The sequence below is a fragment of the Pedobacter psychrodurus genome, assembly GCF_004331735.1.
In the GTDB taxonomy this organism is placed as follows: domain Bacteria; phylum Bacteroidota; class Bacteroidia; order Sphingobacteriales; family Sphingobacteriaceae; genus Pedobacter; species Pedobacter psychrodurus.
Genome location: NZ_SJSO01000004.1, coordinates 1 through 16132, shown reverse-complemented (window position 1 = coordinate 16132; position 16132 = coordinate 1). Strand labels below are relative to the sequence as shown.

10 protein-coding genes and 2 pseudogenes are annotated in these 16132 nt (G+C 36.4%); 11 read left to right on the top strand and 1 reads right to left on the bottom strand.

The genetic code is table 11. The features are described 5' to 3' along the window. Positions 1–94 precede the first annotated feature (94 nt). The 11 genes and pseudogenes from EZ456_RS05280 (at position 95) to EZ456_RS25790 (ending at position 15763) form a co-directional block, all read left to right on the top strand. Positions 95–2869 carry an outer membrane beta-barrel protein gene (locus tag EZ456_RS05280; protein WP_131528037.1) on the top strand — a complete coding sequence of 925 codons (2775 nt, stop codon included), beginning with the start codon at positions 95–97 and terminating at the stop codon, positions 2867–2869. Between the two features lie 6 nt (positions 2870–2875). Next, complete coding sequence (locus tag EZ456_RS05275; RefSeq protein WP_131528035.1) at positions 2876–3637, top strand: GLPGLI family protein; 762 nt, start codon at positions 2876–2878, stop codon at positions 3635–3637. 159 nt (positions 3638–3796) lie between these two features. After that, positions 3797–5413 carry a CTP synthase gene (locus tag EZ456_RS05270; RefSeq protein ID WP_131528033.1) on the top strand — a complete coding sequence of 539 codons (1617 nt, stop codon included), beginning with the start codon at positions 3797–3799 and terminating at the stop codon, positions 5411–5413. Between the two features lie 20 nt (positions 5414–5433). Then, positions 5434–7239: a membrane protein insertase YidC gene (gene yidC, locus EZ456_RS05265; RefSeq protein ID WP_131528031.1), complete on the top strand. Its 1806-nt coding sequence runs from the start codon at positions 5434–5436 to the stop codon at positions 7237–7239. A gap of 222 nt (positions 7240–7461) precedes the next feature. Continuing rightward, positions 7462–10320, top strand: a complete 2859-nt coding sequence (locus EZ456_RS05260; protein ID WP_131528029.1) for a S9 family peptidase — start codon at positions 7462–7464, stop codon at positions 10318–10320. Between the two features lie 276 nt (positions 10321–10596). Further along, complete coding sequence (locus tag EZ456_RS05255) at positions 10597–11868, top strand: nucleoside recognition domain-containing protein (protein WP_131528026.1); 1272 nt, start codon at positions 10597–10599, stop codon at positions 11866–11868. A 927-nt stretch (positions 11869–12795) separates the two neighbouring features. Further along, positions 12796–13275: a hypothetical protein gene (locus EZ456_RS05250; protein WP_131528024.1), complete on the top strand. Its 480-nt coding sequence runs from the start codon at positions 12796–12798 to the stop codon at positions 13273–13275. Continuing rightward, complete coding sequence (locus EZ456_RS05245) at positions 13275–14591, top strand: C10 family peptidase (protein WP_205945032.1); 1317 nt, start codon at positions 13275–13277, stop codon at positions 14589–14591. The genes EZ456_RS05250 and EZ456_RS05245 overlap by 1 nt, the downstream gene beginning before the upstream one ends. A 563-nt stretch (positions 14592–15154) precedes the next feature. Next, positions 15155–15318 (top strand): annotated as a pseudogene (locus tag EZ456_RS25855) (IS3 family transposase); the annotation flags it as partial. 222 nt (positions 15319–15540) lie between these two features. Beyond that, on the top strand, positions 15541–15693 hold the full coding sequence (locus EZ456_RS25050; protein WP_165501254.1) for a hypothetical protein: 153 nt from the start codon (positions 15541–15543) through the stop codon (positions 15691–15693). Beyond that, positions 15659–15763, top strand: coding sequence for an IS3 family transposase (locus tag EZ456_RS25790; RefSeq protein WP_131528020.1), 105 nt, complete (start codon positions 15659–15661; stop codon positions 15761–15763). The genes EZ456_RS25050 and EZ456_RS25790 overlap by 35 nt, the downstream gene beginning before the upstream one ends. A gap of 148 nt (positions 15764–15911) precedes the next feature. On the opposite strand, the pseudogene EZ456_RS25275 reads toward EZ456_RS25790, so the two are convergent. Next, a pseudogene (locus tag EZ456_RS25275) lies at positions 15912–16132 on the bottom strand (hypothetical protein); the annotation flags it as partial.

The window sequence follows — 16132 nt, the reverse complement described above, 5'->3', positions numbered from 1 at the left end:
AATATTTTAATATTTATTTTTAAACTAAATAAATAGTTGTATTTTAGAGCGCTTAACCAGACACAAATTATTTAACGCTTTTTCAACAACATAAATGCTCAAGCAACTCCTCTCAGTTCTTCTTTTTTCGTTATTATTTTTTTCAGCCCAAGCGCAAAACGCAAGCATAAAAGGTGTTGTGGTTGATACCGTTGAAAAAACAAAATTACAGAACAGCTCTATCCTGCTGATAAGAAGCAAAGATTCCATTTTAGTTAAAGATGCACGGACCAAGGCTAACGGTGAATTTGTGTTTTCTAATTTAAAAAAAGGAAATTATACCCTGGTGGTCACCTTTCCTAAGATGGCCGATTATATAAGAGACATCCAATTGTCTGATTCATCAAAATTTAACCTGGGTAATATCGCGATGGATAGCAAAGCAACGCTTTTAAATGAAGTGGTAATTAAGGCACAAAAGCAGGCCATTAGTATGAAGGGCGATACCATAACCTACCAGGCAGATAGCTTTGCAGTAAAACCACACGCTAATCTACAGGATTTATTAAGGCGCTTACCTGGAATTGAGGTTGACAAAGATGGCGCCATAAAAGCAGGTGGAAAAGATGTAAATACGCTTTTGGTTGATGGCGAAGAATTTTTTGGTGATGATCCACTTCTGGCCCAGAAATACCTGAAAGCCAATGCGGTTAGCGAAGTTCAGGTTTACGACAAAAAAACCAAGGAGGAAGAATTATCCGGTATAAAAGAGGGCGATGCCAAAGAGAAAGTGATGAACATCAAACTCAAGGAAAACGCCAAAAATGGGTATCTCAGTACCCTGGATGCCAATAGCGACCTAAAGCACTATAAAAACATAGGTGGTATGGCAGGCATTTATAAAAACAAATTAAAAGCCGCCGTTTTTGGTTCTAACTCCAATACCAATCAAGATTCGAAGGCAAGTGCTGCCATGAGCAAGCTAAAAGGCAATGATTATGATGTGATTGAAGTTGGTGATGATGGCAGTACCGTAATGATCAGTTATGGCAACAACGATGAAGATGATTTTTCACCATCAAGTGGTCTGCCTGATGTAACAGGATATGGTGCGCATTTTTCTGACAAATGGAATGAAAACAAAGTTGGTTTGAAGCTCAATTATAAAGGCAGTGATAGAAACATATTGGACAGAACAACATCTAAAAACCAGTCGCTATTGCCTAACGGAACAAACTTCTTTAGTGAGGGCAGCTCAAATAGTGAAAACAGAAACACCGGACAAAGTTTAAAAGGAAGTGTTGATATTAAATTAGATTCGCTATCAACTTTAAAAATTTCATTTGCAGGCAGTAAACGCAAAAGCAGCAACCTATATACGAGTACTAACGAAACTAAAAATGACGCAGGGATATTTGTAAACAATAGTGACCAGTTTAATGATAGCAATGGCGAAAACGACCTGTTTAACGGCAATATCAATTACTCCAAAAAGTTTGTAAAAAAAGGAAGAACGCTTTCCATCGATGTACAGCCTGAAACCAAAAACAGCACCAGTTTGGGCACCAGCTTAAGTGTTACCAATTATTATGATGGGAATGGAGCAATCAATAGAACTATTAACCAAGACTTCCTGAACGATAATTCGGGTAGTGAAAGCTCTCTGGGTACCAGAATATCGTATACAGAACCATTGGGCAAGCAATTTTCATTACAAACAGCCTACAGCTTTAAAACTGTAACATCAAATAGCCATAAATTAGTGTTCGATAAATCATTAAATAATAAACGAATCGATTCGCTGAGCAACAATTTCGATTTCAATAATTTTTCGAACATCGGTAAAATTGTGCTGCAATACAGATCAAAGAAATTCACCCTATCTGGTGGTGCAGAAGCTACTGAAACTACATTCGAGCTGAATGATCTGGACCGGAACAACGAATTTAACCGAAACTATTTAAACTGGGCGCCACAGAGTAACTTTAACTATAAACTTGGTAAAAGTACTAGTGTATCGTTAAATTACAACGGCAGTACCAGGCAGCCAAGTCTGGATCAATTACAACCCATCATACAGGTAAATAATCCCCTTTACGAAATTAAAGGTAATCCAAACTTAAAACCATCATTCAATAATAATATTGGCTTTAATTTTAACACTTACCAACAAAAATCGCAGATGTATGCATATGTGTATGGTGGCTATAGCTTTACCAAAAATGCTGTTGTGAGCTCGAGAACGATTGATGACGTGAACAAAACCGTGAGCAGTTATATCAATTTAAATGGCAATAACAATTTTTACGGGGGTGCAAGCTTTAATAAAAGTTTTAGTAAGATTAATTTCAATATAGGTTTAAATGCCAGTTATAACCATTCGAACTCGGTTTCCATTTTAAATAACAAACTGAATGAAAACGTGAACAATAGCCTTAATTTACGTCCCCGATTTAGTTATTATGGTGATAAAGTCCAGGTGCAGTATAACCCTTCATTTATATTTTCGAACAGCCGTTCATCAATCGGTTCTATAAATAATGGTAAAAACTTTAGCCACAACCATGATATTTCGGGTAACATTGAACTACCGTATAATACCGAATTTAACACCTCCATATCCTTATCTTATCAGCCTGCAAACTCTTCGTTCAGCACACCGGTAAATATTGCGCTATGGAATGCTTATTTATCAAAGAAGATGCTTAAAGCGCAAGAACTGGAATTAAAAGTATCTATTTCTGATATTCTGGCAGAAAAAATTGGCTATAACCGTTACGTTGGAGGCAATAACATCAGTGAATACACCAACAGTTTTATTCCGAGGTACGTCCTAATTGGTATCACCTATAATTTAACCGGAAACTTTATTAAACAAGACAAAAAATAATTGAAGATGAAGAATTTAGGACTAACCATAATCTTGTTTTTTGCAGTAACAGGAGTGATTGCACAAACTGTTTTCATCAAAAGTGCTAAAATAACTTTCGAGAAAAAAATCAATCAAAAACAGCAATTAGCATCAAACACCTGGATATCTGACGACGCCAGGGATAAAATGAGCAAATACAGGACTTCCAATTGGGATTATAGTTTTAACGACAGTAGCTCCATTTATAAGATTAAACCGAAAGAAACCTTAAATGACAATAATTTCTTTTTTATTGCTGGCGAGAATACGAATGAGCTGTATACCGACTTTAGCAAAAAAGCAAGGGTAATAAGAAAACCAATAAGCGGCGAAGATTTTATTTTAAAAGACACTATTCCCCATCTCAATTGGAAAATCATGCATGATGTACGCCAAATTGCAGGTTACGAATGCCGTAAAGCAATAGCAGTAATAAACGATTCTGTTACTGTAGTGGCTTTCTATAGCGAGGAAATTTTATTAAAAGGCGGCCCCGAGGGATTTACGGGCTTACCTGGAATGATATTGGGGCTGGCCATACCACGGTACAATACCACCTGGTTTGCCATCAAGGTTGAAGCGAAAAACGTTCCCATCTTTAACATTGCTCCTCCTGCAAAAGGGAAAAGAACGGATACCGAAAAAGATTTCAAAAAAATGATCGACCTCTATACCCGTTACGATGATAAAAAGAACCCAAGAAAGATAGATGATATCAAAAAAGAACTTTATACGCTGATACTTTAACAGGCGTATTACCTAAACCAGTCAATATCAGAGACATAATATCATTAAAAAATATTCAAGCAAAACCTAATCGAGTGATAATTTTTTGTACCTTTGTATCCCGTACAAAAACAATTAAACAGGCTTAAAACACCTGGTTAATTTCACAAATTATCAATCATGACAAAGTATATTTTTGTTACGGGCGGTGTTACTTCCTCTTTAGGTAAGGGCATCATTTCCGCATCTTTAGCTAAACTTTTACAGGCACGTGGCTACCGTGTAACCATTCAAAAATTCGATCCGTACATTAATATCGATCCGGGAACTTTAAATCCATACGAACATGGCGAATGCTTTGTTACTGAAGATGGTGCTGAAACCGACCTGGATCTTGGTCATTATGAACGTTTCCTTAACGTTCCAACCTCACAGGCAAACAACATTACCACAGGCCGTATTTACCAGAATGTAATTAACAAAGAGCGTAAAGGCGAGTATCTGGGCAAAACAGTTCAGGTTGTTCCTCACATTACCGACGAGATTAAACGCAACATGCGCATTTTAGGCGATAGTGGTGATTATGATATTATCATTACTGAACTTGGCGGAACTGTTGGTGATATCGAATCGTTACCATTTATTGAGGCTGTTCGTCAGTTTAAATGGGAAGAAGGCAGCACCAATGCGATTGTTATCCACTTAACTTTGGTGCCTTATTTGGCTGCTGCCGGCGAGTTAAAAACCAAGCCAACACAACACTCTGTTAAAGCTTTATTGGAATACGGAATACAGCCAGATATATTGGTTTGCAGAACCGAGCACCACATTAGCCCTGAGATCAGAAAAAAAATTGCTTTATTTTGTAACGTTAACATCAATGCGGTAGTCGAATCGATGGATGCATCTACAATTTATGATGTGCCATTGTTGATGTTAAAAGAACAATTGGATAAAACTGTTTTATCGAAATTAAAACTGCCAACCAAGAATGATCCGGATATGGAAAGCTGGAAAGATTTCCTTGGCCGTTTAAAAAACCCAACTGCCGAAGTTAAAATAGGCTTGATTGGTAAATATGTAGAATTACCTGATGCCTATAAATCAATTATCGAATCTTTTGTACACGCAGGTTCGAAAAATGAATGTAAGGTAAAGGTAGAATACATCCACTCTGAAGGTCTTTTCCCAGATAACGTAAAAGATAAACTGGGCCATTTACAAGGTGTATTGGTAGCGCCAGGTTTTGGTAGTCGTGGTATTGAAGGTAAAATTGATGCCATCAAATACGTTCGTGAGAACAATATTCCTTTCTTCGGAATCTGCCTGGGTATGCAATGTGCCGTTATTGAGTTTGGACGTAATGTTTTAGGCTTAAAAGATGCACATACTACAGAAATTGAAGAAAATTCTGCAAATCCGGTAATTAACATGATGGAAGAGCAGAAAAAAATAACAAATAAAGGTGGAACCATGCGTTTAGGCTCTTATCCTTGCGATATTAAAAAAGGAACAAAAGCTTTTTCTATTTATGGGAAATCTCACATCAATGAGCGCCACCGTCACCGCTACGAATTTAACAATGAATATTTAAAGCAGTATGAAGATGCAGGAATGATTGCGTCGGGTATGAACCCACAGACCAATTTAGTTGAAATTGTGGAGCTTAAAAATCATCCATTTTTCGTTGGTGGACAGTTTCACCCAGAATTAAAATCAACAGTTGCTAATCCTCACCCACTTTTTGTTAAATTTGTCGCCGCTGCGATGGAGTTTGCGAAAAAGAAAACGAATTAAAAGCAGTACATACATAAATAATGGATAGAAATACCTTTACAGGACTGTTCCTGATCATGATCATTTTGGCAGGATCATTCTACTTTTTGAAGCCAAATGAAGCTGAAGTAAAAAGAGAACAAGTAAGAATCGACTCTACTAAAAGAGCAGATTCACTAAAACAGATTGGCGTTAGTCCAATTCAAAAAGACACCACTAAAACAGCTGCCATTGCTAACCCAGTTGTAGATTCTTTAGCCCTAAAAGGCCCTTTTGGTACTGCTATAAATGGCACAGAAGCTAATACTATTTTAGAAAACGAGAATTTATTAATCACTTTAAGCAATAAAGGTGGTAAAATTACCTCGGTTAAAATTAAAGGTCAGAAAACCTTTACCGGTAAGCCCCTAATTTTATTTGATGGAAATCAGAATAAATTTGGCTTAAACCTTAATGCTGCTGGTAAAGTAATTAATACCAACGATTTATACTTTACACCAACAAAAACCGGAAATACCGTTACCATGCGTGCCAATTATGGTGCTAATGCATACGTAGAATATGTTTACGATTTAAAAGCACTGAGCAATAAAGTTGGTTTCAACATTAACCTGGTTGGCTTACAACAAGTAATTGCAGGCAATAACATTGGATTAAACTGGCAAACTACTTTATTACAGCAAGAAAAATCGCTCGAAAGTGAGCACCGTTATTCTGCGCCATACTACAAATATTTAGATGGCGATGTAGATCACCTCAGTGTTTCGAAAGATGAGAAAGAAGATTTATCGAAAGGTAAAATCCAATGGTTCTCTTTCAAACAACACTTTTTCTCAGCTTCTTTAATCTCGAAACAGGCTTTCGAAAAAGGAAGTTTAGAAGTTAAAATCCCAACATCTCCAGGCTTGGTGAAGTTTTATGATGCCAATATGCAGTTGCCATATGCACATACCGCTAATCAGGTTTATGAAATGGAATTCTATTTCGGAACCAACAAATTCTCTGCTTTAAAAGCACAAGGTTATGATTTAGAGCAACAGGTTGATATGGGTTACTGGCCTTTAAAATACATTAACCGTTTCATTGTACTACCTGTATTTAATTTTCTAAATAACTTTAATTGGAACTTCGGCTTAATTATTTTGGTATTAACCATTTTACTAAAAGTTGCTTTATCACCGCTTACTTACAAGTCGTACCTGTCAATGGCGAAGATGAGGGTATTGAAGCCAGAAATGGACGAAATTAAAGCTAAGGTAGGTGAAGATAATCCAACATTGGTTCAACAGGAATATTTAAAACTATATAAGAAAGCCGGTGTTAATCCTCTGGGCGGATGTTTGCCGATGGTATTACAATTGCCTTTGGTAATGGCCTTTTTCTTCTTCTTCCCTAACTTGTTTGAGTTACGTGGTGAGAGTTTTTTGTGGATGAAAGATTTATCAACTTATGATGAGTTTATCAAATTTGGTGTAAAAATCCCTTTCATTGGCGATCACTTAAGTTTAATGTGTGTATTGATGACCATCTCTACATTGATTATGACTTATTTTAACAATCAGGTTTCTGGAGCAACAGGCCAAATGAAATACATCGGTTACATTATGCCCGTTATTTTCTTAGGTGTATTAAACAGCTACCCTGCCGGATTAAACTATTATTATTTCTTAGCCAACTTAATGACTTTCGGACAGCAGTTCTTAATTCGTAAAATGGTTGATGATGATAAGATCCACGCTTTGATTCAACAGAACAAAGCCAGACCAGCTGATGAGAAAAAGAAAAAATCTAAATTCCAACAGCGTTTAGATGATTATATGCGTCAGCAACAACAAGCTAAAAAATAATTAGCTGCTCAACTATAACGAGAACCTCGATCGCTTAAAAGTGATCGAGGTTTTTTGTTTGGAGCGGAGCGCTAAGCGCATGGCGTAAATTGGGCCTCCGACCTCATACTTTCCAACTAAATGCTTTTAATTGTAATATTTGACATACAAGTTTCTTAATAAGCTAAAAAATTCCAATTTTAGAAGATTAAATCTCAACCAACAAATTAATAATTTCTAAAAATGCAAAAGAGACTAACTATTATTCTGTTTTTCGTTGTCAGCTTTGCCTACGCACAAAAGAAACCTTTAGATCATTCGGTATATGATAATTGGGAATCAGTAGGAACAAAGCAATTATCAAATAATGGCCAATGGGCTATGTACAGCATCTTACAGCAAGAAGGAGATGTACAATTGTACCTTACCAATATTAAAACCAATGCGAAGATCAATATACCAAGAGGAATGAACTCGCAGTTTAGTAACGATTCTAAATTCGCGGCTTTTAACATCCGTCCCTTAAATAAAGATTTACGTCAGGCTAAAATTAAAAAGAGAAAGCCTGATGAATTGCCAAAAGACTCTTTAGGTATTGCTAACCTCACTACCAGTGCTGTTACAAAAGTGGCAAGAGTAAAATCTTTCAAATTTCCTGAAGAAGGTGCAAGTGTAATGGCCTATTTAACTGAAAAACCAGATACCGCAAAGAAAACAGTAAAACCAACCGATAAAAAAGATGGTGAAACAGATTTTGCCGATGATGAACCTGCAGGTAAAGGTAAAACCGAAGAGGGAACTGATTTAGTGGTAAAAAACCTTTTAACAGGCACAGATAAAACCTATAAATTTGTTACCGATTATTACTTTAGTAAAGATGGCAAACAGTTAGTTTTTGCCTGTAGCGGATCTAAAAAGGACAAAACTGCTCCACAAGGTATATTCTTGTTAAATACAGAAAAAGGCGCACTTAAAACCCTGATTAAGGGAAAAGGAAGTTTCAAAAACTTCACTTTTGATGAGGAAAGCGAACATGTGGCCTTTGTGGGCGAACAAAGTCCGGAGAAACAGGAAATAAAAGATTACAATATTTATTACAACTCCTTAACGCTCGATACAGCACAAATACTGGTTGATTTTGATATGCCTGGGCTGCCCGCAAAATGGTCGGTTAATGGCGATGGTAAAATAACTTTTAGTAAAGATGGCAAGAAATTATTTTTTGGCATCTCTCCTATCAAAAAACCAAAAGACACAACTATTGTAGATTTCGAAGTGGCTAAAGTTGATGTTTGGAATTACAAAGACGACTATTTACAGCCTATGCAGCTTAAAAACGCAGAAAGAGACAGTAAGAAAAGTTATTTATCGGTGATTGACGTTTATAGCAGTGATCCAAAAGTAATTCCTTTAGCAGACTTAAAATTGCCTGATGCAAACATCATTGCTGAAGGTGATGCCGGGCAGGTTTTGGCTTCTACTGATTACGGTCGCAGGATAGAATCACAATGGAGCGGCTCAACTTCAAAAGATTACTATTTGGTTGATACTAAAAATGGCCAGAAAAAGAAAATTATAGAAAACCTCAATGGTTATGCAATAGCTTCACCAGCAGGGAATTATGTTTTATACTTTGATCGAAAATCAGGCAGTTGGAATACTTACCATGTAGCTACTGCAAAGGTTACCGTTTTAACAGCAGGTTTAAGCGAAAAATTTGTTGATGAAGAGAATGATGTACCAGACTTACCTTCTGCTTATGGCTTAGCTACCTGGACTGAAGGTGATAAAGCTGTTCTAATTAACGATAAATATGATATCTGGTCGTTCTCACCAGACGGAAAATCGGCACCAAAAAATATTACCGCTGGTTTTGGAAGAGCAAATAACATTACCTTCCGTTACGAAAGAGTACAACAGGACAACAGATTTGAGCGCAATGCCGATAGCAAATTTGTAAAACCGAACGAAACAGTTTGGTTAGATGGTTTTAACAATTTAACTAAAGAAAACGGTTTTTACCGCACCAACGTAAGTTCAGCTAAAGCACCAGAATTGGTAGTAATGGCTAAGTTTAAATATTCAAACCTGGTAAAAGCTAAAGATGCTGATGTTTACATTTACGATAAAGCCAATTATGTAGAATCGCCAAATGTTTATATCACTACAGATTTAAAAACTGAAACCAAATTAAGCAATACCAATCCTCAACAAAAAAACTACAATTGGGGTACGGCTGAGCTGGTTAAATGGACCACGCCAAAAGGCTATAAAGCTGAAGGTATTCTGTACAAACCAGAAAACTTCGATCCAAATAAAAAATATCCGATGATCGCCTATTTCTACGAAAAACTAACCGATGGTTTATACACTTATCAAGCGCCGGCACCTACGCCGTCACGCTTAAATATATCTTATTTCGTGAGTAATGGATATCTGGTTTTTGCACCAGATATTAGCTACGAAACTGGTCACCCAGGTAAATCTGCTGTAGAGTTCATCAATTCTGGCGTAGAAAGCTTAAAGAAAAACAGCTGGGTAGATGGTAGTAAAATTGGTATCCAGGGTCAAAGTTGGGGCGGTTACCAAGTAGCTTATTTAATTACCCAAAATAACATGTATGCTGCAGCATGGGCTGGTGCACCTGTAGCCAATATGACTTCTGCTTATGGTGGTATCCGCTGGGAAACCGGTATGAACCGTCAGTTCCAGTATGAAAAAACACAAAGCCGTATTGGTGCAACACTTTGGGAAAAACCAGAATTATATATCGAGAATTCACCCTTATTTATGTTCCCGAAAGTAAATACACCAGTTGTGGTAATGGCTAACGATGCAGACGGTGCTGTGCCTTGGTATCAGGGAATAGAAATGTTTACCGGTTTACGTCGATTAGGTAAACCAGTTTGGATGCTTAACTATAATGGTGAAGCGCATAACTTAGTTCAACGCCAGAATCGTAAGGATATTCAAATCCGCGAACAACAATTTTTTGATTATTATTTAAAAGGCGCAAAGGCTCCAGCTTGGATGACAAGTGGGATTCCTGCTACTGAAAAAGGAAAAACCTGGGGTTTTGAATTAACAGATGATAAGCCTTAGCTGAGTTTGGAGTTTAGCGTTGGGAGTTTAGCGTGCTTAATTCAGAAAACGACAATCCAATGCTGGCAACTAAGAATCTAAATCCATGATACAAGCATATCAAAAGCTTTGTATCATGGATTTTTCATTGGATAAATACTATAAATTCATTGCTATTATTCGACCATAAATAGAGCGATCGCCAGTAACTCTGAACTCCCAACTCCAAAATCTCTTCTATGAACTTTCGACTAAAAGAAGTATTTTAACCTTTTCAAATAAAACTAAACAACCCTAATGGCATTAAGTAGAATTTGGTCAGCATTTATTATCGTGGCTATTGTTGTAGCAAGTATTAAATGTTTCTTTTTCGGACATAGCGATATTTTTAACTGGATGGTAATCGGAAAATCATCCGATCCCTTAAATCCTTTAAAATTAGATGGCATTATCGAAACTTGCTGGATCGCGGTTGACCTTTGCATTAAATTAATTGGAACACTGGCTTTATTTATGGGTTTAATGAGCATTGCCGAAAAAGCAGGCGGTATTCGTTTATTATCCAGAATTATTGGTCCTTTCTTTTCGAAACTCTTTCCCGAAATTCCAAAAGGGCACCCATCTATGGGGCACATGATCATGAATTTTTCAGCCAATTTGTTAGGTTTAGATAATGCAGCTACCCCTTTTGGCATAAAGGCTATGGAAAGTTTGCAAGAGCTCAATCCAAATAAGGATGTGGCCAGTAATTCACAGATTATGTTTTTATGTTTACACGCCGCAGGTTTATGTTTAATTCCGGTTAGTGTAATCGCCATTAGGTCAACCCAAAATGCGCAAGACCCAACCGATATTTTTATTCCGTGCCTAATCGTAACTTTTGTTGGTACCATGGCCGCCATGCTCATCGTATCCTTTAAACAAAAGATAAACTTACTTCAACCCGTTATCATTACCTGGGTATTAAGTATCTCGGCAGTAGTTGGCTTACTGGTTTGGTATGTAAGCAAGTTAAATGCAGAAAGTATAAAATCATTTTCAGGCTTATTAAGCGGCGGAATAATTTTATTGATCTTTTTATTGATTGTATTGGGTGCATTATATAAAAAAATAGATGTTTTTGATGCGTTTATCGATGGGGCCAAAGGTGGATTTGAAACTGCATTGAAAATTGTCCCTTATTTAGTTGGAATTTTAGTTGCCGTAAGCATGTTAAGAACCAGCGGAACTTTTGATGTAATAATGAGCGGTATTAAAAACATGTTTGTGTTTATTGGAGCCGACACTAAATTTGTAGACGCTTTGCCAACAGCTTTAATCAGGCCTTTAAGTGGTGGTGCTGCTCGCGGAATGATGGTAAGCACCATGATTTCTAGCGGACCAGATTCATTTGCCAGTAAGCTATCAGGCGTTTTTCAAGGTGCTTCTGATACCACTTTTTATGTAGTAGCGGTTTACTTTGGTTCTGTTGGAATAAAAAATACACGTTATGCCATCGGTTCGATGTTACTAGCCGATTTGGTTGGGGTTTGTACAGCGATTGCGCTTAGTTATATGTTTTTTGCATAAAGCGGTTCATTGGTTTATTTGTCATTAGTGCATTAGTCCTGTTGTCCTTTGCGAGACCGATTTTTCATCGGGCGAAGCAATCTATTTGATCGTATTGGTATCAGGCTTGTTAACTTCAGACTCAGCTCCAATCCCATTTCATTCCCCTTCTTTTAAAGATTTTTTATTGCATTCAGAATGACAAATAGAAAGAGTTGAACAGATATAAAAAAAACCTGTCAGAAATTAATCTAACAGGTTTTTTTAATATAAACAAGAGTCGCGTAATTTAAACGCTAATACAGTACTATTTTAAGGTTTATCCCACTAAACTCGAGCATTTAAATCATCGATACCAAGATTGTAAAGCGGTACTGATTTGTTACAAATCTCGCAAGTCAACGGAGATTCAATATAACTATGGTATCAATTGGAAAATAATTTCATTGAAATTGGAGTCTGAAATCAATACAAGAATACAAATTTCTAATATATAGAGCAAAATTCGCTAATTTTCTTCGCCTTTAAAAAAGGCTAAATATTATTCTTGAGTTTTCCAAAGCTGCATCCAATATTTTAGAATTTTGCTGTTTTTATATTATCAAAAAAATATTCAATTTATCACAAGTAGCGGCACTTTTCATTGATTAATCTTAATATTCCCTAGAAATATCGGGCAATGTAGTCATCAACTGAAGAATCTGTATGCTTAGTTGTAAAGAATTAGCTACTTTATTATCATTAGTTTTGTTACATTTTATTGTCATTTTATATTAAATAATATAATACTTTTATGTAATCGAAAACTAAAAACATCTCTTATGAAATTAAATCTCTCTTTCCCAATTCAACTTAATCGTGAACGCATAAGTTTCTCTTTTGCGCTAAAATACTCTCGTTATAATTCAAAATAAAAATCTTTTAATTTTTTAAAATGTGAAAGCCCATATGAAATATATCTTATTTTCTTGTCACATCATAATGGCTATGGGATTGATGAATATAATTTCATGTAAAAAACAAGGTGGGAAAAACAGTCCTGTACTTGATTTATCTGTTTATTTTACATATTCCAATGCCATCGGCAGTCCTCTTCTTTCCGAAGCTTATATAGAGAACTTGGCAGTAATATATAATGTTAACGGGCAGGAAGTTCGTCCTAACAAAACAACCGGAAGTGAGAAAGGATTTGAATTAATACCTGGCCCGTTAAATGAAAAAATGTTAAAGGTATATCCATTTCCTTTCCTTGATACGGATGAGGCAACGGTAATTTTAAGGTTCAATAATAATACCGAAGATAAAATTGTTTATAAATATTTACATCCAAATCGCAATAGTGCCCTAACCGTTAGTGTAACTTATAATGACGTGGTGGTGTGGACAGATACGAATTCTTCAAATAAAATAATTAATATAATTAAATGATGAAAAAACAATTAACCACTCTCGTTCTTCTTGTATTTCTGTTCGGATGTGCAAAAGAAAAAAACAACTTAGAAATAACAGACAAGATACTCAAAGATTCAAATTTTGTAGATCTTTCAACAGCAAAATCCATTGCTATTCAAGAATCATTCAATACATCGAAGGCAAAAATAATGGCATCTAAAAACACAAAGGTGTCGGCAAAGGCCAAAATTATTAAACAAGCATTTACAATCGACCCAAATAAATCTGAACCTAGCTTTTATATATTAAATTATGATGACGGCGGTTTTGCGATTGTTTCGGCTGATAAACGTGCAATTCCGATACTGGCATATGCAGACAAAGGAAACTTTGAAGTAAGTGAAAAAATAAATTATCCACCTGGTTTGGTTGCATGGCTTCAGCAAACTAATGATGGTATCACAGAAATTAGAAAGAAAAATCTAAAGCCGACTGAAACTATCAAAAAGAGTTGGAAAAATCTTTTAGAGAAAGCTCCAATAGTTTCGAATCAAAAAAAACTAAGTCTTAACGGACGAAACAATGAGTTATCGTCCGTGGATTTATGGAACTTCCCTTGTGATCGGTTTGAAGAAGGGAACCAGCTGTCTATGATAGTAGCCCAAGTTGGACCATTATTGCAAACGCAATGGGGTCAGGGTACCGGTTATAACGATCTTTGTCCGCATATGGGTTGTTCTAACTACTCAAATGGTCGTGCTCCGACAGGTTGTTATGCAACTGCCATTGCTCAAATCTTGAGATACCACGCAAAACCATCTATGTTTAATTTTAATTGGGCTGGGATGAGTAACAACTATGGCAATGCGGATGTCCAATACCTAATGTCACTGGTCGGTCAAGCTTGCTCTATGGACTATGGCTGCGATGGTTCAGGTGCTACAGACGGGGAGGCGATAATGGGTTTACAAACCTTCGGATATGGCCAAAGTACCGCTGCAAACTACAACTATAGTAAAGTTAAATTCGATTTAAACCTAGGAAGACCGGTTATTTTAACAGGTGGAAAACAAGGTAAATGGTGGATTTTTAATAGTTACGAAGAAGGGCATGCATGGGTATGTGATGGGTATAAAGACACCTATATGTTTGAATGTATGTTAACAAATGACCCAAGACCAGAACCAGGTGCAAGCCCATGGATGTACATTTTTCAGGTAGGTTATGGTCATTTATCAATGAACTGGGGATGGAATGGTTCTTATAACGGTTGGTATGCATTTGATAATTGGAATCCAGCTCCTGGATATACCTTTAATTATAAAAAAGGAATGATCACAGATATATATTAAGATGTCACCTTAAGCCTCTGCAGTGCCCCAAAAAGTTAGACACTTTAGGAGGTGTTTGATCTGTCAATGCTTTTGATGGTACCCAATATGGCATGAAGCTCGTTTTATTACTATATGAAGCGTAATAAGGTGATTGATAAGTACGAAGTGATTGGGACACGCATCATTGCACTTGCCAAACAGCATAAGGATAGATGTAGATACGGCTATAGGAGAATGCTATTTCAACTAAAAAAATAAGGGCATGCCATCAATCACAAAACTGTCCTGAGACTGACTGGCGAGATGGTCGTCAAGCTTAAGAAATACATAGTTTACAAAGGAGAAGAAGAGAAGAATACACCTAATATACTAAAAGGCAGTTTAATGCAAATAGGCCGTTTGAAAAATGGGCTACCGATGTCACTAAATTCAGTGTAGCGGGCAAAAAACTGTATCTCTCTCTCACGTAATAGATTTATTCAATTGGGATATTATAAGCTATTCACTATCTCTGGTGCCGAATTTCGGGCATATTACCGATATGCTTGGTATGCACTGAAAAAGATGCAAAGAGTTCCAAACCAATATTACATTCGGATCAGGGATGGCAATACAATATAGGATGAAAAGTTACCAAGGTATTCTGCGCAAGAATAGAATTATTCAAAGCATGTCGAGAAAGGGAAACTGCCTTGATAATGTTATAATAGAAAACTTTTTTGGTACGCTGAAGTATGAGGTATTTTTATCTCAAAAAATACTTATTCGTAGAAGAGTTACACTGTTGTCCGGTAAACTTTTTTGTATGAATTTTTAGCGGACAGCCTAACCGCAAATGGCTGCAATATTTATATACTAAGAGGATATTTTGCTGGATATTTGAGCCATAAATGGTTTAAATGATTAGAACTTCAACAAATGAGTAGTTTTTTACCGGACAGCCGGATTTAGATAAGAATTTTTAAAATTGGAAAAACAGGGGGCTTGCCTTTTAGAAGCGGAACAAAAACCGCTTTTTCAGCTTAATTTTAAAGATTTTGTCATTATTTTAGACTTTAACCGGACAACAGTGGAAGAGTTATGGAATGACATTGACAAGTTACATCAATTACTACAATAATGATAAAATCGGGTTGAATCTAAAAGGAATGAGCCCGGTGGAATACCGAGCTCACAGCCTAAATAGTTAATTGTTACGTTTGTCCAAACTTTTGTGGACGGTCTATTTCAAATCGGGGATTTTTAATAATAGCTCAATAGTTATCAAGTAAACCCAGGTATCTCAACCTGAGATTCTCACAGAACCGTACGTGATGGTCTCCCATCATACGGCTCTTATTATCGTAATTCCATAGTAGGTTTTGAGCCAAATGTCCAGTGTGCAAAGAGTTTTGGTTTTCGTTTATATAAACGCTTTAGCCATTTCATCGCACTGGTCACGCTGACTCTCAACCCTTTGTATTTCCTGATTGCCCAGTTAGCCAACTTTGCATTAACCCCACGCAGAAAGCCTTTCAACTTTGAGCTATGGAATTTTCCGTAATAGTTGATCAAACCCT